The organism is Amycolatopsis sp. NPDC054798, assembly GCF_053611505.1.
Map to the genome: position 1 here is coordinate 112,732 of NZ_JBSHAM010000011.1, position 23,730 is coordinate 136,461.

The window sequence follows — 23,730 nt, forward strand, 5'->3', positions numbered from 1 at the left end:
GGCCTAGCATATGAGAACTTTTCACGTTCACCCGTGAGGGTGGCCGAAAGCTTGGGGTGCTCAGCGTGGACCATCCGACCTTCCCTCCCGGCTTCCTGTGGGGTGTCTCGACCTCGGCGTTCCAGATCGAGGGGGCGACAGCCGAAGGCGGTCGCGGACCGTCCATCTGGGACACGTTCACCGCCGCCGAAGGCAAGATCGCCCGGGGCGAGGACGCCAAGGTAGCGGCCGACCACTACCACCGCTACTCCGAGGACATCGCCCTGATGGCGGAACTCGGCGTCGGCGCCTACCGGATGTCGATCGCGTGGCCGCGGATCCAGCCGGACGGCACCGGCAAGCCCAATGCGGAGGGACTCGCCTTCTACGACAAGCTGATCGACGAGGTCTGCGCGGCCGGAATCGCCCCGGCGATCACGCTGTACCACTGGGACACGCCGCAGGCGATCGAGGACAAGGGCGGCTGGCGTTCGCGCGACACCGCTTTCCGCTTCGCCGAATACGCCACGATCGTGGGGGAGCATTTCGCCGATCGGGCGAAACTCTGGATTCCGCTCAACGAGCCGATGGTCATGTCGATCTACGGTTACGGCATCGGCGAGTACGCACCCGGCCAGTTCCTGCTGCTCGACGCGCTCCCGACCGCGCATCACCAGAATCTCGCGCACGGCCTGGCCGTGCAGGCGCTGCGCGCGGCGGGCGCGACCGGCATCGGCACCGCGAACAACCACTCGCCGATCTGGCCCGGCCACGACACCCCCGCCGACCGCGCGGCCGCGGAATGGCTCGACGCGCTGATCAACCGCACCTTCGCCGACCCGATGCTGCTCGGCAGCTACCCCGAGCAGGTCCATCCGCACCTGCCGGAGAACTTCGCCGACGACCTGGCCACCATCGCGCAGCCGCTCGACTTCTACGGCGTCAACTACTACGAACCCCAAGGCGTCACGGCTCCCGGCGAGGGCAACCCGCTGCCGTTCGAACTGCGCCCGATCGAGGGTTATCCGATGACCACCAACGATTCGCCGATCGTCCCGCAGGCGTTGCGCGAACTGCTGGTGTCCTTCCACGAGCGCTACCGCGAGCACCTGCCGCCGATCCAGATCACCGAGAACGGCTGCAGTTTCGCCGACGAACCGGCCGCGGACGGCACTGTGCCCGACCCCGAGCGCATCGATTTCCTCGCCAGCCACCTGCGAGCGCTGCGCGAAGCGATGGATGCGGGCGTGGATGTACGCGGATACTTCGTCTGGTCGCTGCTGGACAACTTCGAATGGTCCAAGGGCTACGCGCCGCGGTTCGGGCTCGTGCACGTGGATTACGAGACGCAACGCCGTACGCCCAAGGAATCCTTCTCCTGGTACCGGAAGCTGGTTCGCCATGAGTGACACCGCCGCCGCTGCCGTCCCGGACGTCTTCGCCGAGCCGGTCAAGCGCGTCCGCGCCGGGTGGATGACGCTGCTGTTCCTCGCGAATATCGCGCTGTGGCTGGGGATTTACGCCCCGATTCAGGTTCTGTTGCCGCAGCAGGCCGAACTGCTCGACGCCGCGCACAAGGAAGCCGTGTTCGGCATCGTGACCGGCATCGGCGCGGCTGTCGCGCTCGTCGCGAACCCGGCGATCGGCCTGCTCTCGGACCGCACCTGCTCGCGCTTCGGCAGGCGGCATCCGTGGACGATCGCGGGCGGCGCGATCGGCGCGGCCGGGCTGCTGGTGCTGGCCGAGGCCCCGAACGTCGTCGTGATGACGATCGGCTGGTGCCTCGTGCAGGCCGGGCTCAACGGCATGCTCGCGACGCTGATGTCCGGCATCGCCGACCGGGTTCCGGTCGGGCAGCGCGCGCAGGTGGGCGGGCTGGTCGGCATCGCGCAGATGCTCGGCACCGTGCTCGGCGCGGTGGTCGTCGTGGTGATGCTCGACCTCGCCGGACTGCCGCTCGGTTACGCGGTCTGCGCCGCGATCGTCCTCGCCGGCGCGGCGGCGTTCGTGCTGCGCACGCCGGACGCGCGGCTTCCGGTGGAGTTCCGGCCGAGCGGCCGGTTCCGCGAAATCCTCGCCGACCTGTGGGTCTCGCCGCGGCGGCATCCGGACTTCGCGTGGGCGTGGGGCTGCCACTTCATGATCAACCTCGGCAACGCGTTCGGCACGCTCTACCTGCTGTTCTTCCTCAAGGACGCGGTGCATTACCCGGATCCGGACAGCGGGCTGCTGATCATGATGGGCCTGTACGGCGTGGCTTTGGTGATCGGCGCGGTGCTGGCCGGGCATTTCTCGGACAAGTCCGGCAAGCGCAAGCCGTACGTCCTCGGCTCGGCGGCGATCATGGCGTTGGCTGCGCTGCTGCTGGTGATCTGGCAGTCGTGGCCGGTGGCGCTGGTGGCGTCGCCGTTGCTGGGGATCGGGTTCGGGACGTACATGGCGGTGGCGCTGGCGATGCTGACCCAGGTGCTGCCCGCGGCGCAGAACCGGGCCAAGGACCTCGGCGTGGTCAACATCGCGAACTCCCTGCCGCAGGTGGTCGCGCCGCTGCTCACGACGCTGATCCTGCAGTGGCTGGGCGGCTATCCGGGGCTGTTCGCGGCGTCCGCGGCGGCGACGTTGCTGGCCGGGATTCTGGTGACCCGGGTGCGGTCGGTGGGTTAGGGCTTGCGTTTGAGCGCGCTCACAGGCTTAGCGTCTTCGGCATGGAGAAGGAAGACGCGCTGATCGAGGCGCTACGGCTTGCGGTCGACCCGCCGGGCGGGGTGTCGGTCGAGGCGCTGCGGGAATTGGCCCGCGACGACGACGCGACCGAGTGGGACATCGCCACCACGGCGGAACACCTCGGGCTGAACCCGCACACGCTGCGGTACTACGAGCGGATCGGGCTGGTCCAGGTCGCCCGCGACAGTGCCGGGCATCGGGTCTACGACGCGGCGTCGGTGCGCCGTCTCGTGTTCCTGACCCGGATGCGCACGTCGGGCATGCCGATCAGCGACCTGCGCCGTTACGTCGAGCTGATCGAGTCCGGCGCGGACACCGTGCCCGAGCGGGTCGAAATGCTCCTGGAGCATCGCGACACCCTGCGCGCACAGATCGCCCAGCTGCAGCTTTCCCTCGCCGCCACCGAATACAAGATCGCCACTTACCAGGAAGGCCCCCGGCCGTGAACCAGTACGACATCGACAGCCCGGAAAACCTCGCCCGCCGCAAGCACGGGCTCGAGGTGCTGTCCCGCATCGACGGTCACCAGGGCGAAGCCGTCATCGATTCCCTCGCCGACATCAATCCCGCGCTCGGGCACCACGTGGCCGCGTTCGCCTTCGGCGACATGTACGACCGGCCCGGCCTCGACCCGCGCAGCCGCCAGCTGGTCACCCTCGGCGTGCTGACCGCGCTCGGCGGCTGCGAACCGCAGCTGAAGGTGCACATCGGCGCGGCGCTGAACGTCGGGCTCAGCCGCGAGGAAGTCACTGAGGCGCTGATGCACTCGGCAGTGTACGCGGGATTCCCGCGAGCGCTGAACGCCACCTTCGCCGCACGCGAGGTGTTCGCCGCCCGCGACGCGGAGGAAACCGCCTGACGTCCGCGGAGCCCGGCGCGGTCAGACCGCACCGGGCTTCCGTGGTCACCAGCCCCGGTTCTTCCTCGCGTCTTCCGCCATCTTTTCGGACTTGGCTTTCGCCTCCGCGGCGGCGTCCTTGATGTCCTGTTTGCTGGGCTCGCCGACCTCGTCCAGATACTTCTTCTTCTCGGGGTCGCTCCACTCCTTCGGGTCGTACTTCCCGTTTTCGAGGTCGTCCCAGTCCTTCTTGGTCGGCCCGACGCCCTGCTCGTTCCGGTTGCCCCATTCGGTGCGCATATCGTTGCCGTCGAGAGGCTTGTCCGGGCGCTTCCAGTCCTTGTGCGGGTCAGTGTTGATGTCGACCGGCTTGCCCTGGTCGTCGAACCGGTGCGGGTGGCCGTCCGGGGCCTTGTTGTACTCGTCGATCGTCGGATGCCGCCCGGACGGCGAGGGCAGATTGTGGAAGCGGTCGATGATGCCGTCCACGTCTTTCTGCGTGTAGTTCTTCGGGTTTTCCTTGAGATCGGTGAATTCGAGGAAGGACTTGTGCCACTGCTCGAATTCTTTCTTGTTTCCGCCGGGCCAGTCGAAGTCCGCGCTGTCGCCGATGTCCCGGGTGGCCCGGTTCATCTCCTTGGGATCGGTGATGCGGTCCGCCTGCTGGCCGATCGGACGCCAGTTCTTGTCGAGATCCGGGTGGTCCTTGTGCTTGTAGCCGCCGCTCTTGTCCAAGGAGTCGCTCGGCCACTTCGGGTTCTCGGTCTTGATGTTGTCGTTCTTGCCGACCTTGAGCTTGCCCGCGATCCCGTCCTCGATGTTGCCGATCCGGGTCGAGACGCCGCCGATCCCGGCGTTGGTGTGCTGCGGGCCGAGCGGCAGGTTCTTGGGCTGGTTGTGCAGCTTCGGCAGCTCTTCCTCGCCGTACTTCTTGGTCAGCGCGCTTTGTTTCTCGACCGGCTGCTCGTGCACCCAGTTCTTCAGGCCGTCGCGCATTTTCTGGAACGAGATGATGTGCCGTTGCGCCACATCGGAACCGGCCTTGTGGAACGGATCGTTTTTGTCACCGGTCTGGTTCTTGCGCGCGTTCTTGGCGTCTGAGTTCCACGCCATCCGGTCCCAGACGTCGTCCTTCTTTTTCTTCGCGTCCGACTTGCCGTCGGAGCCGCTGGAGCCGTCGTCGTCCTTGTCGCGCTTGCGCTTGTTGTCGGCCTTGCCCTTGCCCTTGCCGGTCGAGGAGGAACTGGTGCTCCCGCCGCCGTTGTCGGCGTTGTGCTTGGCCGTGGAGTCCGCGGGCGGCGGGTCGGTGTCCTTGCCTTTGCCCTTGTCGCCGCATTTGAGACCGAGCACGTCGGTGGCGGCGAACGGGTCGGGAACGTAGTTGCTCGGGTTCGGCCCGCCTTCCAGCCCGAGCGGGTCCTGGCTGATGTAGCGCGCGACGGCCGGGTCGTAATAGCGGAACACGTTGTAGTGCAAGCCGGATTCGGCGTCGGCGTACTGGCCGGGGAACTGCAGCGGGATTCCGCCGGGCTGGACCCGGCCCCACAGCGAACGGCGCGCACTCCAGGCGAGTCCGCCGTGCTCGTCGATCAGTTCGGTCGGCGTGCCGATGGCGTCGGTGACCACCGACGCGAACCGGTCGCCGCCGGGGCCGCGTTCGAGTTGGGTGACCGGCTCGTCGCTGCCCGGCCTGCGTTCCCAGGTGGTCGTCCGGCGCACTCCGGCCGGGTCGGTGTGCTCCTGTTCGATGAGCACGAAACCGTCCCACACGAACCGGGTCGATTCCGCGACGGAGCCGTCGGCCAGCAGCCGCTCCTTGGCGATCCGGCGGCCGAGCGGGTCGTACCGGTAGCGCCATTGCGCACCGTCCGGCGTGCGCAGACCGGTCAGCAGATCGCCGGTCCAGGAGTACTCCCACACCCGCACGCCGCCCGGATGCACCTCGCGGTGCCGGATCCGGCGGCCGAGGGCGTCGTAGTCCGACGACAGCCCGGAACTGCCCGACCAGGCGGTCAGTTCGCCGGCCGGGTTGTAGCGCAGCTCTTCCGTGCCCGCCGGGGAGGCCACCGCGACCACACGCCCGGCCGGGTCCCGCGTGTAGACGGTCTTCCCGGACAGGCTGTCCTGCACCGCGGCGAGACTGCCGTCCGCGTAGTACTCGAGGCCGCGCCGCTGCACCGGAGTTGTTCCACGGGAAACCTGTTGCGCGGTGACCAGTCCGCGAGGGCCGAAGGCCTGCTGAAGGGTGCTGATGCCGTCGGTGTCGCGGGCGAGCACGCGGCCGTCGTCGTCCAGCCGATAGCGCACGGTGTGTCCCGCGGTGGTCAGCGAGACCGGCCGGTCCTCCTCGTCGAAGGCCCACACGCTCTCCGCGCCGGACGGGGTGCGGCGGCGGATGGTCTGTGCCTGCTCGTCGTAGGCGAAGTGCACCTCGACGCCGTCGATCGCCTCGCGGACGACCCGGCCGTACAGGTCGCGGTCGAACTCCACCACCGAGTCCGCGGACTCCACCCGAACGACGTTGCCGACCGGATCGTAGGCGTAGCGGACGGTGCGGTGCGGGGTGCGGACCTCGACCCGGTTGCCGAGCAGGTCGTACTCGTTCTCGGTCACCGAACCGTCCGGCTCGGTGACCCGGATGGTCTGTCCGGCCGCGTCGTAGGCGTAGGTCCGGGTCCGGCCGTCGAAATCGGTTTGCGCGACCAGCCTGCCGAGCGGGTCGTAGGTGTAGGTCCAGGTGCGGTTCAGCGGATCGGTCACCGACGTCAGCCGAAGCTCGGTGTCGTAGGTGTAGCTGGTGCGCGCGCCGGAGGGGTCGATGACCGCGGTGACCACGTCGAACGGGCCGTATTCGCGCCGGGTCGCCCGGCCGAGTTCGTCGACGTGCTCGATCTCGTTGCCCTCGCGGTCGTACCGCCACATCGCGCGCTCGCGGCGCACCCCGACGCGCGAGGCGGGTTTGCCGTCGACCGTCCAGCCCAGTTGCACGCTTCCGCCGCCGACCTCGGGCGCCGTGCGCGGCCTGCCGAATTGGTCCAGCTCCTCGTCGGAGACCTCGGCTTCGCCCGGAAAGCCGATCGGCTCCGGCCCCGCGGGCCGGTCGTACCGGCGCTGCCAGGTCCGTCCGTTGCCGTGCACCGTGATCGAGGCCAGCTCGGTGCCGTCGTGCTCCAGCTCGGCGAGGCTGCCGTCGGGACGCGCGATGGTGAGCGGCGTGCCGTCGTCGGCGTAGGTGTACTCGGTGACCCGGCCGAGCGGGTCGACCCGGCGGAGCAGATTGCCGTAGCGGTCCCATTCGGACAGCGTCACGTTGCCCAGCGGATCGGTCTCCCGGACCGGGCGGCCCTCCAGGTTGTACTCGTATTCCGAGACGTGGCCGAGTGAATCGGTGAACCGGGTGATGCGGGCCGCGGGGTTGAATTCGAAAGCGCCGCTGTAGAAGCCTTGGTCGCCCTCGGTGCGCACGCAGCGGCCTTCGGCGTCGTAGACGTAGCGGTAGGAAACCCCGTTGCGGTCTTCCCAGCTCGTGACCCTGCCGTCGGGGTCGTAGGTGTAGCGCATCGCCGTTCCCGAGGAGTTGACGACCTCGGAAAGATGGCCTTGGTAGTTGTAGCGATAGCTGCGCACGACGACGTCCGGAGCCGGGCCGGCGCCGATCATCCGCAGTTCGGTGACGCGGTGCCCGTCGGTGCGGAAGCCGACCCGGATGCCGCTGGAATGCGTGAGCAGCTCCGGCGCGCCGGAGTCCGCATAGGACAGTTCGGTCCGCGCGCCGTCGGCGTCCTCGATCGAACGCAGCCGCAAAGTCTTGCCCTCGCCGGAAAACCGCATGGTCCGGTCCGGGCGCACCTGCTCGATGGTGCAGCTGCCGTCGGCGTTCCGGGTCAGCGGCCAGCGCGCACCCTCGATCGGCAGCACCGGCTCGTCCCCAGCGGGCTTCGGGTAGTAGAGGATGACGCCCTCCGGCCCGTAAAACCGGAGGTATTCGTCGCCGGACTCCAGCCGTTGGTCCACAGTGGACGCCCAGGTCGGGCCGAACCAGCGCCCGGAACGGTAGGACGAGCGATGCGTCCGCCGCACCAGCACTTCCGGCAGTTCGAGGTCGTAGTCCTCGACCAGCACCTCGCCGCTGGAGATGACGACCGGGTCGGTCAGGCAGGGCGGATCGCCGTCGCCCTCGTTCTTCGCGTTGGACGCCTCGGTCTTGTCCTTTTCCGGAGTGGACCGCTCGTTCCCGCCGCGGTCGTTTTTGCCCGCTCCGCCACCGGATTCGCCGTTGCTCGGCGTCTCGTCCTTCGCGGGTTCGCGCGGGGGCGGCTCGTGGTTCGCGCCGCCTTTGTTTTCCGGCGGCCCGTCGTGGGCACCGGAGGTGTTGGTGGATTCGTCCTTGACCGGCGGCGGTTTCTCGCCGCCACCGCCGCCGCCCTTTTCGTTCGGGGTGTCCTTCGCGCCGGAGGGTTTGGTGGAACCGCCGCCCGTCTTGATGTCCTTCGGCGAGTGCCCGGCGTCCTTGCCGCCCGACTTGATGCTCTTCATCGACTTGGCGACGTCGTCGAACAGGCCGCGCGCCTTGGTGAGCAGTTTGCCGAGTTCCTTGAGCGCCTTGGTCAGGTTCTTGACCAGTTCGGCGATCTGCTTGGCGGTCTTGGCCACCAGGTTGACCACCTGCGGCACCACCCAGGCCATGCCGATGCCGAGGGTGAACAGCACCTGCAGCGCCCACGAGATCAGGTGCGCCACGACCTGGGCGATGATGTCGCGCACGAGCATCCGCACCGCGCCGACGACCTCTCCCGCAGTCTTCACCCCGCTGCCCGCGCCCTCGCACGCCTGCGCGGCGCCCTCGAGGGTTTTGGCGACCTCCTCGGCCTGTTTGCGGTAGGCGTCGGCGCTGCCGCCCTCCCAGGACTCGATGTCCTTTTTGACCTGTGCGGCGAGATCCTGCGCGACGGAGCCGACCTCTTTGGAGATGTTCTTCCAGGTCTCGGAGTAGGCGTGGACCTGGTCCGGGTCCCCGGCCAGTTTGTCCAGCGCCTCCTTGAGCGGGCCGACGTGCTCGATCAGCCAGCCGACGCCCGCGGCGAGGATCGCGCCGAACGGGTCCATCACCGCGGCGAGGGCTTCCATGCCGACCCCGACCGCGCCCATCACGGTCGCCGCCCAGTCGCCGGACTCGATGCCCTCCTTCAGGCCCTTTCCGGCCTCGAGGATCGAGATGCCGGAGATCGCCGAGGTCGAGTCCTTCTTTTCAGCCACCAATGGATTCGACATACCCGGCCCTTCTCCGCGCTCAACTCACTCACCTGGGCGCGCAGCCGAATTCGAACGCACGGCCCCCCTTGGCAGGTTACCGACAGGTTCGCGGCGGTTGCGGTGGTGCTGCGCGGAATTACCTCGCCAGTGCACCCGTGTGCGTCGCGTAAGCGGTGATCAGCGGCACAAACACCGAAACCCGCCGAAAGAATCGGCGGGTTTCGGGAAGTGGAACCGCGGGCCGGTGCCGGTCGGGGGAGGGGAGTGCAACGGCACCGGCCCGCGGAGTTCTGGGTCGCGACTGGCGGCTTGCCAACCAGCGCGATGATCTTCAACCTAGCGTCCGATTACTGCGTCCGCTAGGTGTTCTACCGGATATTTTTCGATTAATCGCGTTGGGGGCTAGGGGGTGGCCGAGGGCGGTCCGTCTCGCTCGGGGGGACGGACGGACCAGCCCTCGGCCGGGCGAGGATGCCGGACGACCTGGCCGGTTGGGGCTTCCGGCCGGTCGCGCGCTCGCCAGTCGGGCCCGGGTGGGGTGCTCCGCCCGGAGGCACCCCACCCGAGGAGTCAGGCGCTGACCGGGCGCGGCTTCACCAGTGCGTGCCTGCCGGTGGTCTCCGCGGGCGATTCGGCTCGCCGGTTCTGGCCGGGGACGGCGGGCACCGCGGCGCGGCGGCGGGCCGGGCGGTGTCCGGCCGCGGACAGCGCCTGCGGGGCGAGACCGCCGGCGACCAGGTGTTCGTGCGCCACCTGCCACACCGAACACGGGGCCTTGCAGCGGTGCCAGCGCGTCGAGCAGGTGGGGCAATCGCCGCGCTCGTCGGGCTCGTGCGCCTGCAGCATCGCGCGCCAGCCTTCGGCGAGGCGGGGCAATTCCGAGCGGGCGACCGAGACCAGCGACGGGGCGTCGGCGCGTTCCGCCAGGTCGGACAGCATGTCGAGGCGCTCCCATACGGCGTTGCGGAGAACCTGGCCGAGAACCTGATCCATGGAGAAACTCACCGTCACCTTTCCGCCATAGTGGCGGCTTCGTTGAGCGCGGCCCGGAGCTGGCCGAGCTGACCGGACGTGAGGCGGGCGGTCTCCCCGGGAGGGGAAACCACGACGACCTCGTCGTCCTCGACGAACACCGTGACAGCGCGCTCGCGGCTGATGAGATCTCCGCACTGCACGCGCCACACGACCTGGCCGCCCTCGAAATGCCGCACGCCCGCGGTGCGCGGGTCGGCGGACACCGAAGCGGCGACGGCGGAAGCGACAGTAGGCGGCACCGGACGCGCCGTGGCGATTCCCGGTGCGGCGGGCCGGACGGACCGCACCGCGGTCCCGGCTTGTCCTCCACCGAGCGAATCCACGAACTCCACTGTCCCTCCACGCTTTCTCGTCCCGGCCGGTGCACCTTGCGGGATGCATCCGGGCCGGCAGATCTGTGTCGTCGGGTCCATCGCTCTCCGTGATCGCCGCGGGTGTCCGGGCGGTGACGGAGATCTGGCAACTACAGTGAAGTGAAACCGGGTGCGAGAGAAGGTCGAAACCGCGTCATAGCGGTGACCGGACCGCGTTCCACGGTAAGCGGTCAGCGGAGTTCGGCCCTGCCGATCAACCCGTGCGTCCGCGCGTTTCACAAGGTTCTCGCGTGTGCTTAGGGTGCTGATCAGACGCCCAGGAGACGGTGAGGGGGCGCAATGGCAATGGATGCCAGTGCTGGCAGTGGTTCCGGAGTCTCTAACGCAGACACCCGGTCAGGCAATCCGGTTCCGGCCGATGCCTGGGAACAGCCCGAAATGCGGGAGGCGCTCGCCGCCCGCGAAGTCAGTGCCGTGTACCGGCTGTTGCGCAAACACGGAGTATCGCAGCGCCAGATCGCCGCGATGACCGGCCAGTCGCAGTCCGAGGTGTCGGAGATCCTCAAGGGTCGCCAGGTCATGGCCTACGACGTGCTCACGAGAATCGCCGACGGCCTGGGTGTCCCCCGTGGATACATGGGTCTCGCCTATGACGAGACCACGGCGATACGGGTCGTCGGCGCGTCCGACGGCCGGCAGGCTGAGGAGGACGAGTCCGTGAAGCGACGGAGGTTCCTCGCGCACGCCGCCCAGGTCACGATGGGTGCGGCGGTGTTCGGTCCGGAATCCGGCACGTGGTCGGAGGCGCCCGCGCGCACTCCCGCCCCCGGGCGCATCGGGACGACCGACGTGCGCCAGGTGGAGGCGGCGACCAGGGCGTTGCGCGCGCTCGATTACCAGTACGGCGGCGGTTTCTGCCGCGACGCGGTCGTGGCCCAGCTGTCCTGGGGCCAGCAGATGCTCGACTCCAGCGCGGTCGAGCAGGTGAAGAACCGGCTGTACACCGCGATCGCCGACCTGCACAGCCTCGCGGGCTGGACGTCGTTCGACACCGGTCTGATGGATTCCGCCCGCGGCCATTTCGCGCAGGCGCTCGACCTGGCCAAACAGGGCGGCGACCACCATCTGGTGGCGAACGTGCTGTACCGGATGGGCCGCGTTTACCTGCACCAGGACGCTGCGAACGACGCGCTCAAACTGTTCCAGCTCGGCCAGATCGCCGCGCAGGAATCCGGTTCCGAGCTGGCGGTCGCCGTGCTCTGCGCCAACGAGGCGTGGGCCTACGCGATGATGGGCAACGAGGAGCAGTCGGTGAAGCTGCTCGGCCGGTGCAAGGACGAATTCGCGCGCGCCGACTTGGCCTCGGCCGAATCGTGGGTCAAATTCTTCAACGAGACCGACGTCTACGCGATGACCGGCACCGTGCACACCGTGCTGGCGATGAAGAACCCCGAGCACACGAAGTACGCGATCCCGGCGCTGAGCCGGGCGGTCGACTCCTACACCGACGACATGGCGCGCAGCAAGGCGTTCATGCTCAGCGCGCTCGCCACGAATCACCTGCTCGAGGGCGATATCGACCATGGCGTGAAGATCGGCGGCAAGGCCATCGATTGCGCGGAGAGCATCAAATCCGCCCGAGTCAAGGACCGGATGCGGCCGCTGCAGGCGGAGGCCGAACGGCGGCGCAACAACCCCGACGCCCGCGACCTCGCCGACCGGCTCAAGATCTTCTACGCGGCCTGAGCCCGACCGGATCCGCCTTGCCCGAAGGCAGGTTCACCCCTGCGAAACTGCGCCGGGTGCTGGCCCTCACGTGCGCCCGGCTCGGCCTCGACCCGGCGGGCGCGCGGCTGCTGCGGTTCACCAACAACGCGGTCTTCGCGCTGAACGGCGCACCGGTCGTCGTCCGGATCGTCGGCTCCACCAGACTGCGCCACCGCGTCGGCACGGTCGTGCGCGTCGCCGAGCATTTCGCCCGGCACGACGTGCCCGCGGTCCGGCTGCTGGCCGGGGTCGAGCAACCGCTTGACGTGCAAGGACATCTGGTCACCGTCTGGGATCTGGTCCCGTTCGCCGGCCCGCCGCCGACCCCGGCCGACCTGGCCGGACTGCTGCGTCAGGTGCACGCGCTGCCGCCGCCGGACGGTCTGCCCGAATGGGAGCCGCTGCGCTCGATCGAGGCCCGGGTCGCCGACGCCGAGGAACTCGCCGCGGCCGACCGGCGGTTCCTGCTGGAGCGCTGCGCCGAGGTGCGGGACCGGCTTGACACCCTGGAATTCCCGCTGGCCAGGGGATTCGTGCACGGCGACGCGCATCCGGGAAACGTGCTGCCCGGCCCGGACGGTCCGGTGCTGTGCGATTTCGATTCCTCCTGCGTCGGCCCGCCGGAATGGGATCTGACGCCGCTCGCCGTCGGCCGCGAACGGTTCGGGGACCCGCCTGGCCGGTATGCGGAGTTCGCCGCGGCGTATGGGTTCGACGTGACGTCCTGGCCAGGGTTTTCGGTGCTCCGGGCGGTGCGGGAGCTGAAGCTGACGACGAGCGTGCTGCCGATCCTGCGCAGTCATCCGCCGGTACGGGCCGAATTGCGCCGCCGGCTAGCGGATCTGCGTGCTGGCCGGACGGCCACCGCGTGGACGAGATACCGTTGAGCGGGATTCTGCACGTGCATTCGCCGACTGCAGATGACCGTTCGCCGCTTTCCCGTCGATGGCTGACGAGGTATCGCTGCGCAGCGATAATTCGGTCCGGGTGGTCGCCCCACTTAGCGTACTGCTAGTCCCATTGTGCAAGTTGCGGCTACCCGCCGTCACTTCGACCGGTCAGGACACCGCGACCGGGGCTCGGGTCAGCACCACCGCGAACCCGAAAGCGAGACCCATCACGGTCAGTTCCAGCGTGGCCCACGACGCGAGCGCCGTCCGCTGATGTCGCACGATGCGCGGCATCAGCCGCCACCGCAAGTTGGCGGCCAGCACCGCGATCGCGCCGGTGCACAGCGCCTTCAGCACCATGAGCTGGCCGTACGGCGTGGTGAAGACGCCTGCCCAGAAGCCGATCGTCGGGTTGGCCAGGATTTCCACGACGCCGTTGAACAGACCGGTCACCGCCGACAGCGCCAGGCACAGCGTCGCCAGTTTCGAAAACCTCGGCAGCGCGTGCGCGAGCAGCGTCCGGTTGGCGGCGAGGAGCACGATCATCGCGCCGAGGCCGCCGCACCAGGCGACCGCGCTCATGACGTGCAGTTCCATCGAGATCATCGTGTAGTCGTGGTAGGCCCAGTTCGACGCGTGGCCGGTGACCGGCAACGGCAGCAGCGCGAACATGCCGAGGCCCACTCGCACCTCGGCGGGCACCTTCTCGCCCTTGCGCAGCGCCACGAATCCGAGCGCGGCGTGCAGCAGCGCGAGCACCGCCACGATCACCAGCGCCTTGCCCGCGCCGACGTCGGCGATGTAGCTGCCGATATCGCCCGCGGTCAGCATCCGGTTGCCCGGTTTGTACTCCGCGGTCTGCAGGATCAGCGCGACCACCGCGGTCGCCGCCCAGATCAGCGCGGCGGCGACGGCGGCGGGACGGGCCCGGCGCATGACCGGTTCGGTGAGCTTCGGCCGGTCGTACCCGACCAGCACGGACAACAGGGCCAGCCCGATCGTCGCGACCGCCGCCAGATCCAGCAGCACTCGCACGATCGGGATGGCCGCCGAGACCACCTCGCTGGGTTCCACCACGCCCGGAACGGGCGAGGACGCGGTGAGCGCGATGCCGATCAGCGCGCCCAGCAGTCCCGCCACGACCACGCAGGCGAGCGTGGCCCAGCGGACGGCGGAGGTGGTCTCGGCTCGCGTCATTGGTCCGCCTTGTCCGATCCGGGGTCGCGGCCGGTGCGCAGCGCGACGGTGAGGCCGATCGCGAGCAGGACGACGGCGCCGGCGATCCACACCCAGATCGGCACGCCGCTCGACGACGAGGCCTCCGCCGGGGACGACTGGGCGGGAGCCCCGGCCGCCTTGGCCGCGTCGCCCGTGGCCGGGGTGCCGGTGCCCGCGGTGGTGAGGGTGAACGGGATCTCCCCGGACACCGGGTGCCCGTCGGCGGAGAGCACGCGATAGCCGACGGTGTACTTGCCCGCCGGGCCGAGCGGCCGCAGCGGCGCGCTGAGCACGTTGTTCTCCACCGTCACTGGACCCTCGGCCCACTGGGTGTTGTCCGGTCCGGTCACCGCGATCTGGTTGACGTCGGCGTTCTGCACGTACTGGTCGAACGTCAGGGTGATCTTCTCCGGGCCCTTGGCGACGGACGCGCCGTTGGCCGGATCGGAGTTGATCAGCACGTTGTGCGCCAGCGCCGGGGTGGCCGTGCCGAGCAGGGCCACCCCGGAAATCGCCAGCGCGAGAAGCGCTTTCCGCATTACTTGCTTCCTTCGGTCTTTCCGGTGGCGGGGCGACGGGAACGCAGCACCGCGCCCGCGCCGACGCCGAGCCCGAGCGCGCCGACCACGAGGCCGGCCCCGCCGAGCCAGCGCGCCGTGTTGTCCGACGCCGCCGCGGCTTCCGCGTTCTTGTCTTCGGCGGCCGTGGTCTGGGCGTGGCCGCCGCCGTGCTCCGAGGATTCGGCGGCGAGCTTGATCGCCGGCGCAGGGTGCTCCGGCTCCTCGCCGCTGGGCGGGGTGGGCTGGTTCCAGTCCACCACTTTGCCGCCCTCGTACGTCTGGACGGCCGGGAACTCAAGCTGGTCCACATTGGACGGCAGCGGGCCGCCGCTGATCTGGAACTCCTGGAATTCGGTGGCTCCGATCTTCGTGCCCGGCTGCGCGGTCCAGACGATCTTCGTGACCGCCTCGGTGATCTTCGTGCCGGACGCGGTGGTCACCGGCTGCGGCAGCTTCGACTTGGTGACCTCGGCGGTCCAGCCGGGGATCGGCTTGGTGCGGATGTTGCCGATGCCGTAGTCCGGTTTGACGTCGATCTCGACCTTGACGGTGCCGAGCTTCGCGTCCTCGTTCGGGACGCGGAAGAAGATCGTGCCGTAACCGCCCTTGGCGGGCTGTTCGCCGTAGACGTTGGCGGTCACGTGCGCGGACGCGATGCCGGCGCCGAGGAGACCGGTGGCGGCGACGGTCGCGGCGAGCACGCCGGCGCGACGGAAGACATGGTGGGACACAAATGCTCCTGAACAGGGAAGGGCCGGCGGAGGGCGAAGCCTGCGCCGGAAAGGGGGAAAGGGTTGTGAGTGGTAAAGCCGGTTCTAACCGGCTTGAACACTCACGAGAAGTTCAGGAGCACCCAGGGCGGCCCGCGTCTTCCCCTGACTCGCCGCAATTCCACGCTCAGCAGCGGCACCGCCCCAGCCGCACGCGGCCGCACGACACCGCTCGCCGCCACCGGAACCGGCACCGGCCGGATCAGCAGCGGGAGAATCATCCGCACGACGTGCAGCACCGCGAGCAGCATCGCGTCCGCCCGCGCCAGCACGAGCGCGGTGAGCAGGGTCGCGACGGCGTGCGCCGCGGTCATCGCCCAGCCGTCCGGCGCGGTGGCCGCACCGCTGGGGTCGTGCCCGCCGAGCGTCGTCAGCACCAGGTGCATCACGAGCTGCCCGCCGCCGAGCACGGCGATCGTGCCGAGCGGTCCGCGCGCCCGGCCGGCGAGCGCGGTGGCGGTCCAGCCGAGCAGTCCGGTCAGCAGCAGGGTGAGCGCGGGATCCGGCAGCCCGCCGTCGGCGGCCGCGTGCGCGGTGACGGCGAGTGACGCCGAACTCAGCGCGAGCAGTCCGCCGCGGACAGCGGCGAGTGCGCCGCGGTGCCGGGCCGGAGTGCTCATTCGGGCAGCTTAACGGCACTCCGGTGGGTGACTGAAGCATCTCGAATGGTGAGCACTCGCGGAAAACGCACAGGTAGACGGGTCTCGATCCGGTAAAAACCGCCCGGTGGGGCCCCTCGCTTCGGTTGCCGACCCATCGCCGATGCGAAACGGTGGGAAATCACAACCGAGAAGTGGGGGTTTCGACCGTATCCGTTCCGGGTAGTCACCCTGCCGATTGATGGGCTACTCCGAACGGGTGACGTCCGGGGCTCGCAAGCTGGCGGGAGAACGAATACGGATGAACCTCTTCGAGTACATCTCGGACCGGTGGGGAAGGCTGCTGCTGCAGGCGTGGCTGCACACCAGCATGGTGGTGCAGTGCACGATCCTCGCCGCGATCCTTGGCGTGCTGATCGGCATCGCCGTCTATCGCAGCCCCATCGGTTCCGCTGTCGCCACGGCGCTGGCCAGCACGATCCTCACCGTCCCGTCGTTCGCCCTGCTGGGTCTGCTGATCCCGCTCTCGGGCCTCGGTTCGACCACCGCGGTGATCGCGCTCGTGCTGTACGGCCTGCTGCCCATCGTCCGCAACACGATCGTCGGCCTCGACGCGGTCGACCCGGCGATCACCGACGCCGCCCGCGGCATCGGGATGAGCCGGATCTCCGTGCTCACCCGGGTCGAACTGCGGCTGGCCTGGCCGGCGATCCTCACCGGGATGCGGGTCGCCACGCAGATGCTCATGGGCATCGCGGTGATCGCGGCCTACGCCAAGGGCCCCGGCCTCGGCGCGGAGGTCTTCTCCGGCCTCACCAACGCCGGGAGCACGAACTCCCTCAACCAGGCCCTCACCGGCACCGTCGGCGTCGTCATCCTCGCGCTGGTGCTCGACGGCATCTACGTCCTGATCAAGCGATTCACCATTTCTAGGGGTGTCCGTGGCTGAGCACACTGCGACCGAAGAAAACGTCTCCGGCGTCGAGATCGAACTGGACCACGTCACCAAGCGCTACTCCGGCACCCGCGCCCCGGCCGTCGACGATTTCTCGATGGTCGTGCCCGCCGGCAAGATCGTGGTGTTCGTCGGCCCGTCCGGCTGCGGCAAGACCACCACGATGCGGATGATCAACCGCTTGATCGAGCCGACGTCCGGCCGGATCACCATCGGCGGGCAGGACGCGCTGAAGCTCGACGTGGACACCCTGCGCCGCCAGATCGGCTACGCGATCCAGCAGGCCGGGCTGTTCCCGCACTTCACCGTCGCGCAGAACATCGCCGTCGTGCCGGGTCTGCTCGGCTGGGACAAGAAGAAGGTGTCCGCGCGGGTCGAGGAGATGATGGACCTGGTCGGGCTCGACCCGGCCGATTTCCGCGACCGCTATCCGCGCCAGCTGTCCGGCGGGCAGCAGCAGCGCGTCGGCGTGGCCCGCGCGCTCGCCGCCGACCCGCCGGTGCTGCTGATGGACGAGCCGTTCGGCGCGGTCGACCCGATCACCCGCGGCAACCTTCAGGACGAATTGCTGCGGCTGCAGACCGATCTGAAGAAGACCATCGTCTTCGTCACGCACGATTTCGACGAGGCGGTCAAGCTCGGCGACCGGATCGCGGTGCTCGGCAACCAGTCGAAGATCCTCCAGTACGACACGCCGGAGTCGATCCTGGCGAACCCGGCCGACGACACCGTCGCCGGTTTCGTCGGCGCCGGCGCTTCGCTCAAGCAGCTGACTCTGCTGCGCGTGCGCGACGTCGAACTGCAACAGGACGCGCTCACCACGACGATCGACGAAGCGCCCGCCGACGTGCGGGAGAAGCTGAGCAAATCGCGCAAGCCGTTCGCGCTGGTGCTCGACCAGCGGCGGCGGCCGATCCGCTGGGTGCACGTGCGCGAGCTGACCAACGCCACGTCGCTGGGTTCGGTCGGCAAGCCGCTGCGCGACATCGTGAGCCTCCAGTCGACGCTGCAGGACGCGCTTGAGGCGATGCTCGCCGAAGGCGGTTCGGTGCCGGTCACCGGCCCGCGCGGCGAGTACGCGGGCACGATCAAGCTGGACACGGTCATCGCCACCATCCAGCAGCTGCGCGACGAGCACGCCGACGACCACGTCGACGAGGACGGGGCCACGGCATGACCGCTGCCGTCGATACCGGATTCAGCACCGAATCAGGCTCCCGCCGCGCGGAACGCGTCCGGCTGTTCGCCCAGCCCGTCGTGGTCGTGCTGATCGTCGCGGCCACGCTCGTCTGGGTGTTCGCCAGCGGGCTCACCGCGACCGAAAAGGAAACGCTCAACGCGGAATCGCTGCTCACCGCACTGCGCGATCACTTGGCGATGACCGTCGTGGTCACCGCGATCGTGGTGCTGGTGGCGGTGCCGCTCGGCATCATCGTGACCCGGCCGTGGGCGAAATGGCTCGCGCCGGTGTTCCTGGCGATCGCGAACATCGGACAGGCCGCGCCCGCGCTGGGCGTGCTGGTGCTGTGGTTCATCTTCACCGGCGCGGTCGGCGGGCTGTGGGTCGCGGCGCTGCCGCTGGCGTTCTATTCGCTGCTCCCGGTGCTGCGCAACACAATGGTCGGCATCCAGCAGGTCGACCCGTCGCTCATCGACGCCGGCCGCGGCATCGGGATGTCCGCGTCGAAGGTGCTGTGGCGGGTGGAATTCCCGCTCGCCGTCCCGCTGATCCTCGCCGGTCTGCGCACGTCGCTCGTGCTGGCGGTCGGCACCGCGACGTTCGGCATGTTCGTCAACGCAGGCGGGTTCGGGCTCCTGATCGACACCGGCTACAAGCTCAACCTCACCAAGGTGCTGATCACCGGTTCGGTGCTGGCCGTCGCGCTGGCCCTGCTGGTGGACTGGCTGGGCGCGGTCGCCGAGCAGTACTTCGGACCGAAGGGACTGCGCTGATGAACGTCCTGAAAAAGGCGGGCGCGCTCGTCGGCGCCGCCCTGCTCGCCGGGACGCTCTCGGCGTGCGGGCTCGACGTCAACACCTCGATCCCGTTCAAGATCGAACCAGGGTCGATCCGGCCGATCCCGTCGCTCGAGGGCGTGCGCGTGGTCGTCGGGTCGAAGGACTTCACCGAGAACATCATCCTCGGCTACATGGCCGAAATGGCGCTGAGCGCGGCGGGCGCGGACGTCATCGACCTCACCGACATCAAGGGGTCGAACTCGTCGCGGCAGGCGCTGCTCAACGGGCAGACCGACGTGACCTGGGAGTACACCGGCACCGGCTGGATCAACTACCAGGGCAACGAACTGCCGGTGCCGGGCGGGGAGAAGGCGCAGTACGAGGCCACGAAGAAGGCCGACGCGGAGAAGTACGGCGTCACCTGGCTGAACTACTCGCCGCTGAACGACCAGTACGCGTTCGCCACCACCGAGGCGTACGCGGCGAAGAACAACCTCAAGTCCACCTCGGACCTGGCGAAATTCCTGACCTCGCATCCGGACCAGAACCGGTTCTGCCTGGAGACGGAGTTCACCAGCCGCCAGGACGGGTTCCCGGCGGCGGTCAAGGCGTACGGGTTCAAGAACCCGAAGATCGAGAACTTCGGGATCGGCACCATCTATTCGGCGGTGGCCAACGGCACCTGCCCGGTCGGCGAGGTGTTCACCACCGACGGCCGGATCTCCGGGCTGAACCTGCGCGTGCTCGAGGACGACAAGAAGGCGTTCCCGCAGTACAACGCGGCGGCGACGCTGCGAACCGACTTCCTGAACCAGCACCCGGAAATCCGCGGGCCGCTGGAGAAGGTGGCGGCGGCGATCGACAACAAGCAGATGGTCGAGCTGTGCAAACAGGTCGACGTGGACGGCAAGGACGCCGGAACCGTCGCGCACGACTGGATGCTGCAAAAGGGCTTCATCAAGTAGCGCCCAAGGTCCGTGAAGGGCTCCTTGAGGGAATCAGATTCCCTCAAGGAGCCCTTCACGGATTTTCAGATGCCCAACCGGTGCAGCAGCTGTTCTTCCAGCCGTTCGAGTTCGCCGGTCACCGCGCGGTGCGCGGCCTTGCGCCGAGCCGAGGGCATGCGCTCGGCAGCGCGCACCGTGGCCGACAGCTGCTCCAGCGTCGACTGCGTTTCGGCAGCGAACTTCTGGTCCTGCTCGGTCGCCTTCGCCGACTTCTTCAGCTCGCCGAGCCCCTGCACGAGCCCCGCGATCCGGGCGTGCAGCGCCGCGCCGCGGCCGGTGTACTCGCCGAGCTGATCGACCGCCACGCCCAGCTTGCGGGCCTGGTAGCGGTCGTATGCCTCTCGCGCCGCGCCCGCCGCACGGACCGCGTACGGCGCGAGCACGGGCAGCACCGCCGGCCCGATGACCTTGGCCACCGCGACCGCGTTCTTCGCCTTCTTCGGGGTGAACCGGGCTTCACCCTCGTCCTGCTTGGCCTTGTCTTGCTTGGCCTTGCGCGCCATGGCCGTTACCTCCCACGCCTTCTCCGCATGAACTTACTGGTCCCCGACGTGACGGGCATGTCGGCTCGCGCGGGGAATGTCGTACCCACGATCTATTGTGATCGCTATGGGAGACGAGGTGTTGCTCGACGCGGGAGCAGTGAGTCGTTGCCGCCGCCGGGTGCACCTGGAACACGACCCGGCGATGCGCGACGTGCCGCTGCCGCCGCCGGATCCGACGGCGCAGCAGCGCATCGACGACGCGACCGCGCACCGCGCGGAAATTCTCGAACAGCTGGTCGCGGCCTCGGGGCCAGAGGCCACCTGGGCGCGGGTCCCGCGCACCGCGTCCGCGGGCGAGCGGGTGCGGCTCACCGAGCAAGCGTTCGCTGAGGGCGTGCAGTACATCTGGGGCGCGCTGCTGCCCGCCGATCCGGTCGGGCACCGGCGCGGCGGGATCGACCTGCTCGTGCGCGTCGGCGAGGGATACGTGCCGGTGCTGGTGGTCCGGCACCGGATCACCGACCGCGGCCAGGGCGCGCCCACCACCGCGATGACTGAGCTGGATCCGGCGCGCCGTTCGCCGGACGAGCTGCGCAAGGTGCGTTCGCAGCCGCGGGACCAGCTGCGGCTCGCACATCTGCGGCGGATGCTGGAGACGCGCGGGCTAGCCGCGGCCGGTCGGGCGGTCGGCGGCGTGATCGGTCTCGACGCCGATGTCGTCGTGTGGCACGACCTCACCGCGGGCACCTGGCCGGGCGGCCGCAGCGCGCTGGAAGAGTACGACGCGCGATTCGAGGACCGGCTGGCTGTGGCGACGGCGGCCGCCACCGGAGCTGAGGCATTGGCCGCGCCTTCGCGGGTGCTGGAGTGCCGCCGGTGTCCGTTCTGGGCAACGTGCGAGGTCGTGCTCACTGAAACCCGCGACGTGAGCCTGGTGGTGCGCGGCGAGGACGCGGGAGAGCTGCGCCGCGTCGGAGTGTCCACTGTAGACAAACTGGCTGCGCTGGACCCGGCAGCCGAGATGCCGCCGATGAACTGGACGGGCGGCACGTTCTCCGACGCGATCATGCTGGCCAGGGCGTGGCTGGCCGATCTGACGGTGGTGCGGCGGACGCCGAAGGTCGAGGTGCCGCGCGCGGACGTCGAGGTCGACGTGGACATGGAGAGTTTCGGCGATTCCGGGGCGTACCTGTGGGGGACGCTGCTGTCCGGAGCGGACATCGGGGTGCCGCGGGGCTACCGGGCGTTCGCGACCTGGGAGCCGCTGCCGACGGTCGACGAGGCGCGGTCGTTCGCCGAGTTCTGGGCTTGGTTCACCGACGTGCGGGAGCGGACTCTCGCCGCCGGGCTGACTTTCCGGGCGTACTGCTACAACGCGCTCGCGGAGAACCGGTGGCTGTTCGGGTCGGTCGAGCGGTTCGGGGAGTACCCCGGGATTCCGGAGAAGCGCACCATTCAGTCCTTTGTGGACTCCGAGGAATGGGTGGATCTGTTCCGCAGCGTCACGGATCAGTTCCTGTGCTCGCGGGGCAAGGGGCTGAAGGTGATCGCGCCGGTGGCCGGGTTCGCCTGGCGGGATCCGGAGGCGGGCGGCGAGGCGTCGATGCGGTGGTATCGCGACGCGGTCGGGATGGACGGCGAGGTCCCCGACGACGAACAGCGCGAGCGGCTGCTGCGCTACAACGAGGACGACGTGCTGGCGACCAAGGCCCTGCGGGAGTGGATGAGCGGACGGGCCCAGGACGAGGTCCCGTACATGCTGGACCTCTGATCCGTTGGCGGCGCCCCGGTTTCGGCGTTGCCGTTCCGCGCGCTTCTGCATATACTCGTCGGCGAGTACTCGTCTGCGAGGAGGTCCGAGGTGAAGCGGCGGAAGGTCTCCAACCTGCTGGGCCTCGCCGTGCTGGCCACTGTGTTCGAACGGCCGATGCATCCGTACGAGGTCGCCACTCTGCTGCGGGAACGCGGCAAGGAAGGCGACCTGAAAATCAAGTGGGGTTCGCTCTACACGGTCGTCGGCAACCTCGAAAAGCACGGCTTCCTCGAGGCGGTCGAGAACGTGCGGGACGGGGCCCGGCCGGAACGGACCGTGTACCGGATCACCGAGGCGGGCCAGGCCGAGCTGGAGGATTGGATCGCCGAGCTGCTCGGGGTCCCGGATCCGGAGCCGACGCGCTTTCACACCGGGCTGTCGGTGATGCTCGCGCTCCGGCCGGAGGTCGTCGACCAGCAGCTGGGGCACCGGGCAGGCGAGCTGGAGCGGATGATCGAGGACCGCGTCGAGGTGCTGGCGAGGATGCGGACCGAGGTGCCGCGGCTGGTTCTCGTCGAGGCGGAGTACCAACTGGCGATGTGGCGCGCGGAGGCCGAATGGGTCCGCGGGCTGCGCGAAGAGCTGGCCACCGGCGCGATACCGGGGGTCGGGGAATGGCGGCGCTACCGGGAAACCGGAGAGCTGCCGGACCTGGCCGCCTTCGTGGCGAACGAAGGCGAATGAAGAGGTCCCGGAGGAGGTGCTGGCACACCGCCCCCGGGACCGGGAACCGTCGAACCGGAAACCGCGGGTGCGGAAACCTGTCCTCAGGCTGCGTCGAGAAGGATACCGGCCCCGCGGCCTCTGGTTCGGTCTCAACCGAACAGGGAGAAGCACATGGGGAACACCCAGGTCAAACGCCATCGCACGAAACTGCTGCCGGAGATGGAGGGGCCGGTCGCCCGGGCTTACGCGCGCGGGCGCAGAACCGAACCGCAGCTCGTGCAGTACCGCGAATCGGCCGAAATGCTGGCTTCGGAGCTGGCCGAAGGCTCCGACGTGCTCGAGGTCGCGCCGGGGCCGGGGTTCTTCGCGGTGGAACTGGCCCGCTCCGGGCGGTGCACGGTGACCGGGCTGGACGTCAGCCGGACGTTCGTCCAGCTGGCCAAGGAGTATGCGAAGGAACAGGGCGTCTCGGTGGACTTCCGCCGCGGCGACGTGGCGGCGATGCCGTTCGTGGACGGATCGTTCGATTTCCTGGTGTGCCAGGCGGCGTTCAAGAACTTCGCCGACCCGGTGGACGCGCTCGACGAGATGCACCGGGTGCTGCGGCCGGGCGGCGTCGCGTTGATCCAGGACCTGAGCAAGAGCACCACGGACGCGGAGCTGGACGCTGAGGTCGCGCGGATGAATCTCGGCCCGGTGGCCACGTTCACCACCGTTCGCACGCTCCGGGCCCTGCGGCGGCGGGCGTACACGCCCGGGCAGTTCTCCGCGACCGTCGCGGAGAGCAAGTTCCGCACCTGCGAGGTGGCCCCCGACGGGATCGGCCTCGACGTGCGGATGCGCAAGGAGTGACCGGGCGGGTGGCTGTAGCGCCGAGGGGGCGCTGCAGCCACCCGTC

21 protein-coding genes are annotated in these 23,730 nt (G+C 69.1%); 13 read left to right on the forward strand and 8 right to left on the reverse strand.

The features are described 5' to 3' along the window. The first annotated feature begins 65 nt into the window (after positions 1 to 65). The 4 genes from ACWGIC_RS10115 to ACWGIC_RS10130 are packed head-to-tail and all read left to right on the forward strand — an operon-like array spanning position 66 to position 3,562. Positions 66 to 1,388 carry a GH1 family beta-glucosidase gene (locus ACWGIC_RS10115; protein WP_452075554.1) on the forward strand — a complete coding sequence of 441 codons (1,323 nt, stop codon included), beginning with the start codon at positions 66 to 68 and terminating at the stop codon, positions 1,386 to 1,388. Next, positions 1,381 to 2,643, forward strand: coding sequence for an MFS transporter (locus tag ACWGIC_RS10120; RefSeq protein WP_452075555.1), 1,263 nt, complete (start codon positions 1,381 to 1,383; stop codon positions 2,641 to 2,643). Before ACWGIC_RS10115 ends, ACWGIC_RS10120 begins: the two co-directional genes overlap by 8 nt. Positions 2,644 to 2,684: 41 nt before the next feature. Continuing rightward, a complete protein-coding gene (locus ACWGIC_RS10125) occupies positions 2,685 to 3,149 on the forward strand; it encodes a MerR family transcriptional regulator (RefSeq protein ID WP_452075556.1) in 465 nt (154 codons plus the stop codon). Continuing rightward, a complete protein-coding gene (locus tag ACWGIC_RS10130; protein ID WP_452075557.1) occupies positions 3,146 to 3,562 on the forward strand; it encodes a carboxymuconolactone decarboxylase family protein in 417 nt (138 codons plus the stop codon). Before ACWGIC_RS10125 ends, ACWGIC_RS10130 begins: the two co-directional genes overlap by 4 nt. A 45-nt stretch (positions 3,563 to 3,607) precedes the next feature. Here ACWGIC_RS10130 and ACWGIC_RS10135 read toward each other — a convergent pair whose 3' ends face one another. The 3 genes from ACWGIC_RS10135 to ACWGIC_RS10145 form a co-directional block, all read right to left on the reverse strand. Further along, entirely contained in the window at positions 3,608 to 8,797 is a 5,190-nt protein-coding gene (locus tag ACWGIC_RS10135; protein ID WP_452075558.1) for an RHS repeat-associated core domain-containing protein, read from the reverse strand. 567 nt (positions 8,798 to 9,364) lie between these two features. Further along, positions 9,365 to 9,787, reverse strand: a complete 423-nt coding sequence (locus ACWGIC_RS10140; RefSeq protein ID WP_037806884.1) for a hypothetical protein — start codon at positions 9,785 to 9,787, stop codon at positions 9,365 to 9,367. A 14-nt stretch (positions 9,788 to 9,801) separates the two neighbouring features. After that, positions 9,802 to 10,161 (reverse strand): hypothetical protein, encoded by a 360-nt coding sequence (locus ACWGIC_RS10145; protein WP_116205318.1) that lies wholly within the window; start codon positions 10,159 to 10,161, stop codon positions 9,802 to 9,804. A gap of 420 nt (positions 10,162 to 10,581) precedes the next feature. On the opposite strand from ACWGIC_RS10145, the gene ACWGIC_RS10150 reads away from it, so the two are divergent. Next, entirely contained in the window at positions 10,582 to 11,889 is a 1,308-nt protein-coding gene (locus tag ACWGIC_RS10150; protein ID WP_452075559.1) for a tetratricopeptide repeat protein, read from the forward strand. Positions 11,890 to 11,906: 17 nt separating this feature from the next. Then, entirely contained in the window at positions 11,907 to 12,797 is an 891-nt protein-coding gene (locus tag ACWGIC_RS10155) for a phosphotransferase enzyme family protein (RefSeq protein ID WP_452075560.1), read from the forward strand. A 171-nt stretch (positions 12,798 to 12,968) separates the two neighbouring features. On the opposite strand, the gene ACWGIC_RS10160 is transcribed toward ACWGIC_RS10155, so the two are convergent. The 4 genes from ACWGIC_RS10160 to ACWGIC_RS10175 form a co-directional block, all read right to left on the reverse strand. Then, positions 12,969 to 13,997: a copper resistance D family protein gene (locus tag ACWGIC_RS10160; RefSeq protein WP_452075561.1), complete on the reverse strand. Its 1,029-nt coding sequence runs from the start codon at positions 13,995 to 13,997 to the stop codon at positions 12,969 to 12,971. Further along, positions 13,994 to 14,557, reverse strand: coding sequence for a copper resistance CopC family protein (locus tag ACWGIC_RS10165; protein WP_452075562.1), 564 nt, complete (start codon positions 14,555 to 14,557; stop codon positions 13,994 to 13,996). Before ACWGIC_RS10165 ends, ACWGIC_RS10160 begins: the two co-directional genes overlap by 4 nt. Then, positions 14,557 to 15,309, reverse strand: a complete 753-nt coding sequence (locus ACWGIC_RS10170; RefSeq protein WP_452075563.1) for a YcnI family copper-binding membrane protein — start codon at positions 15,307 to 15,309, stop codon at positions 14,557 to 14,559. The genes ACWGIC_RS10165 and ACWGIC_RS10170 overlap by 1 nt, the downstream gene beginning before the upstream one ends. A 101-nt stretch (positions 15,310 to 15,410) precedes the next feature. Then, the gene (locus ACWGIC_RS10175; protein WP_452075564.1) at positions 15,411 to 15,968 is read right to left on the reverse strand and encodes a hypothetical protein; all 558 of its coding nucleotides are present in this window, start codon (positions 15,966 to 15,968) and stop codon (positions 15,411 to 15,413) included. Between the two features lie 280 nt (positions 15,969 to 16,248). Between ACWGIC_RS10175 and ACWGIC_RS10180 the strand changes: the two genes are divergently transcribed. Genes ACWGIC_RS10180 through ACWGIC_RS10195 form a run of 4 tightly spaced genes read left to right on the forward strand, consistent with a single transcriptional unit; the run spans position 16,249 to position 19,826 of the window. Beyond that, entirely contained in the window at positions 16,249 to 16,896 is a 648-nt protein-coding gene (locus ACWGIC_RS10180) for an ABC transporter permease (protein ID WP_409186827.1), read from the forward strand. After that, the gene (locus tag ACWGIC_RS10185) at positions 16,883 to 18,079 is read left to right on the forward strand and encodes an ABC transporter ATP-binding protein (protein ID WP_452075565.1); all 1,197 of its coding nucleotides are present in this window, start codon (positions 16,883 to 16,885) and stop codon (positions 18,077 to 18,079) included. The genes ACWGIC_RS10180 and ACWGIC_RS10185 overlap by 14 nt, the downstream gene beginning before the upstream one ends. Then, complete coding sequence (locus ACWGIC_RS10190) at positions 18,076 to 18,855, forward strand: ABC transporter permease (protein ID WP_452075566.1); 780 nt, start codon at positions 18,076 to 18,078, stop codon at positions 18,853 to 18,855. Before ACWGIC_RS10185 ends, ACWGIC_RS10190 begins: the two co-directional genes overlap by 4 nt. After that, the gene (locus ACWGIC_RS10195; RefSeq protein WP_452075567.1) at positions 18,855 to 19,826 is read left to right on the forward strand and encodes a glycine betaine ABC transporter substrate-binding protein; all 972 of its coding nucleotides are present in this window, start codon (positions 18,855 to 18,857) and stop codon (positions 19,824 to 19,826) included. Before ACWGIC_RS10190 ends, ACWGIC_RS10195 begins: the two co-directional genes overlap by 1 nt. Before the next feature lie 65 nt (positions 19,827 to 19,891). Here ACWGIC_RS10195 and ACWGIC_RS10200 read toward each other — a convergent pair whose 3' ends face one another. Next, positions 19,892 to 20,371 (reverse strand): DUF6474 family protein, encoded by a 480-nt coding sequence (locus tag ACWGIC_RS10200; RefSeq protein WP_452075568.1) that lies wholly within the window; start codon positions 20,369 to 20,371, stop codon positions 19,892 to 19,894. A 106-nt stretch (positions 20,372 to 20,477) separates the two neighbouring features. Here ACWGIC_RS10200 and ACWGIC_RS10205 point away from each other — a divergent pair, with 106 nt between their 5' ends. The 3 genes from ACWGIC_RS10205 to ACWGIC_RS10215 all read left to right on the forward strand — a co-directional run bounded on the left by ACWGIC_RS10205 (position 20,478) and on the right by ACWGIC_RS10215 (position 23,684). Beyond that, entirely contained in the window at positions 20,478 to 22,124 is a 1,647-nt protein-coding gene (locus ACWGIC_RS10205; RefSeq protein WP_452075569.1) for a TM0106 family RecB-like putative nuclease, read from the forward strand. 90 nt (positions 22,125 to 22,214) lie between these two features. Beyond that, entirely contained in the window at positions 22,215 to 22,850 is a 636-nt protein-coding gene (locus ACWGIC_RS10210) for a PadR family transcriptional regulator (RefSeq protein WP_452075570.1), read from the forward strand. 153 nt (positions 22,851 to 23,003) lie between these two features. Further along, positions 23,004 to 23,684 (forward strand): class I SAM-dependent methyltransferase, encoded by a 681-nt coding sequence (locus ACWGIC_RS10215; protein WP_452075571.1) that lies wholly within the window; start codon positions 23,004 to 23,006, stop codon positions 23,682 to 23,684. The last annotated feature ends 46 nt before the right edge of the window (positions 23,685 to 23,730 follow it).